Source organism: Waterburya sp. (assembly GCF_058530065.1).
The window spans coordinates 1-2,526 of record NZ_JBZNBU010000266.1 but is presented as its reverse complement, the minus strand read 5'-3'; the positions used below and the strand labels follow the sequence as shown (position 1 = coordinate 2,526).

The following is a 2,526-nucleotide window of genomic DNA, read 5'->3' as shown; positions in this document are numbered from 1 at the left end:
TTGGGCTGGTTGGAAAGGTATAACTGCCCCCGTAGAAGCCAAAGGACAAGAAATAGATAGAGAAAAACAAGTAATATTCACCGTTAAATCTGGTGTTGGGGGTAACCAAATCGGAGCAGAATTAGCCGATGCTGAATTGATTAGATCTAGTAATACCTGGAAGATTTGGACGAAACTCAAACAAGTAACAGACTCCAAAGGTGGCTTCAAAGCAGGTACTTATTTAATCTCTCCCGAAGAGTCTTTGTCAGATATTGCCAGCAAGATCTGGGAAGGAGAAATCATGCAGACTAATTTTACTATTCCTGAAGGTTGGTCTACCAGACAAATGGCAAAACATTTTGAGTCTTTGGGCTATTTTACCGCTGAAGAATTCAACAATGCGGTAACCGAAATTCCTTACGATAAATACCCTTGGTTGCCCGAAGATTTACCCATCTTAGAAGGTTTTTTATATCCCGATACCTATAAAATTAGCAGCGATCGCCAGAGTAACCCCCAAGCGATAATTGATACTATGCTCGATCGCTTTGCAGAAATAGCTTTACCAGTGTATGAAGCCGAACAACCTAGTATGAGTTTATTAGATTGGGTAACCTTAGCTAGTATTGTCGAGAAAGAAGCAGTAGTCGGAGAAGAGAGAAGAAAGATTGCAGGAGTTTTTACTGCCCGATTGGAAAAAGGCATGACTCTAGGCTCAGACCCCACTGTAGAATATGGCTTGGGTATCCGACAAACCGCAGACCAGCCCCTAACCTACGCCCAAGTAGCAACTCCATCCCCTTATAATACTTATATAAACCCTGGTTTGACTCCCACCCCTATTGCTTCCCCTGGCATAAAAAGTATGAAAGCCACTCTCAACCCAGAAAGAACTAATTACTTGTATTTCGTTGCTCGCTATGATGGTACTCATGTTTTTAGTAAAACTTTGAGAGAACACGAAGCAGCTACCAGAGAAATTCGTCGTCAGCGCGATCGATATCAATAGTTTTCGATCGAATAGGGGTACAAAAAGAAAGGGGAAAGAAATTATTTGCTTAATTACCAAAATCTAAAATGGATTTATTGCGATCGCTTCCTATTGGTTCTTATTTAGAACAACCCGTTACTTGGCTGCACCGAATCGATCCGCGAGTCAAATTAGTCTGGTTAATGACTTTTTTAGTTGCTCCTCTATTGAGCAATCCTCTTTGGCGAATTGGTTTGGCAGCATCTCTGATTTTATTAACCATAGCAGCTAGAATTCCCTTTCGAGTTTGGAGCAAACAAATGGGGTGGTTGCTATTGCTTTGCTCTTTTATGCTATTGTTTGCTAGCGTTTCTCCCGATAGTTTGGCAGTAAGTTACAGTCCTAGAGAGCCTGCTTTTTGTCCCGAAATATCGCAAATAGCAGACCCAGGTAATACTTCTCTAGAGCTACAAAATCGTGAATGCAACGTTTCCCTACCCCCCGCCACAGACTATCGTTATGTTCTTTTCGAGCAACCAGCTTTCGCGTTTTTACCGCGTTTGGTAGTTACCCGTCGTTCTTTGGATGTGGCGATTAGAATTTCTACCCTAATATTCACCCTAATTTATAGTACTAGTTTATATTTACTAACTACTGCCCCCGAAGAAATCACCGAAGGGTTAGACGACCTGATGAGTCCTTTACGTCGTCTGAATTTACCTGTCTCAGAAATTACTCTAACTTTAACTCTCTCCTTGCGTTTTATTCCTCTAGTCTTAGAAGAAGTACAAAATTTAGTTCGCTCCGTACGCACTAGGGCGATAGACTGGAAAAAGCTTGGTTTGCGTCGTAGTGGGCAACTGTGGCTGATCGTTTCCGAAAAACTGCTAGAAAATTTATTACTTCGAGCCGAACAAATTGCCGTAGCGATGGATGTGAGAGGTTTTACAACTCCTCAAAAACATCGAGTCCAATGGCATCAACTAAAACTAAGACTGAGCGACTGGATTGCTTTGGGTATTCTGATTCCTTTTTGGTGCGCTCGTTGGTTTATTGGCGGAACATTTTAGTTATTAGTTATTAGTTGTTAGTTGTTAGTCGTTCAATGTTTTTAACCAACCCAAACAATGGATGTAATTTTACACGAGGATTTAAAACCTTGGTATTGGCGATCGCTACCTTTAAAAAATCGTACTGCTTCAGAAATTTTTGTCGCTTTATATGGCGAGTTAGAAATTGCCACTCTCTTAGAAAGTCCTAGCATAGCCGACCCAGAATATCCCCAACTGGCTCGTTATTCTATCTGTGGGGGATCGCCACGAAAAATCGCAGGAAAAGCTCAATTATGGACTCCTGAGACGGGAAAAATATTACCTTTTTTGCGATCGCTCTTAAAAAGACCGAAAACGTATAATCCAGAAGTAGCTCATCTTCCTTTTATTGGTGGTTGGTTGGGTTGGCTGGGTTACGATCTGGCTTGGGAAATAGAGCGTTTGCCCAATTTGAACCAAGATCCCCTACCTTTTCCTGTCGCTTATTGGTACGAACCAGAATCCTTTGCGGTTTTAGACCAC

2 protein-coding genes and 1 pseudogene are annotated in these 2,526 nt (G+C 41.6%); all 3 read left to right on the top strand.

What is annotated here, in order from left to right; translation table 11 throughout:
* The coding region (gene mltG, locus AC33VI_RS16010) for an endolytic transglycosylase MltG (protein WP_491783266.1) at positions 1-991 on the top strand (991 nt) is incomplete at its 5' end.
* 68 nt (positions 992-1,059) lie between these two features.
* Positions 1,060-2,022 (top strand): energy-coupling factor transporter transmembrane component T family protein, encoded by a 963-nt coding sequence (locus tag AC33VI_RS16005; protein WP_491783265.1) that lies wholly within the window; start codon positions 1,060-1,062, stop codon positions 2,020-2,022.
* 57 nt (positions 2,023-2,079) lie between these two features.
* Positions 2,080-2,526 (top strand): annotated as a pseudogene (locus AC33VI_RS16000) (anthranilate synthase component I); the annotation flags it as partial.

What these genes read in the sequence shown, in the direction of transcription:
- AC33VI_RS16005 (WP_491783265.1), top strand. Translation starts at nt 1,060, where the DNA reads ATGGATTTATTGCGATCGCTTCCTATTGGTTCTTATTTAGAACAACCC.